This is a genomic window from Mesorhizobium sp. 1B3, assembly GCF_050958605.1.
Taxonomy (GTDB): Bacteria; Pseudomonadota; Alphaproteobacteria; order Rhizobiales; family Rhizobiaceae.
Genome location: NZ_JBJHDO010000043.1, coordinates 1 through 318, shown reverse-complemented (window position 1 = coordinate 318; position 318 = coordinate 1). Strand labels below are relative to the sequence as shown.

At 64.8% G+C, this 318-nt stretch carries 1 pseudogene; it reads right to left on the bottom strand.

What is annotated here, in order from left to right:
* Positions 1-318, bottom strand: a pseudogene (locus ACCO56_RS33080) (malate synthase G); the annotation flags it as partial.

Here is a 318-nt window from a genome sequence, read left to right as displayed (position 1 = left end):
CCCGGACAGCCCGCATTCCAGGCCGGTGTCGACGTTCCAGTTCTCATAGGCGCCGATCCAGGCCGCCTTCTTCATGTCGCCCTTGCGGATCATCGGCCCGGCTTCCATCGAGGTGTGGATCTCGTCGCCGGTGCGGTCGAGGAAACCGGTGTTGATGAACACCACGCGCTCCTTGGCGGCGCGGATGCACTCCTTCAGATTGACGGTGGTCCGCCGCTCCTCGTCCATGATGCCCATCTTCAGCGTGTTGGGCCTCATTCCCAGGGCCTGCTCGACGCGGCCGAAAATCTCCACCGCGAAGGCCACTTCCTCGGGCCC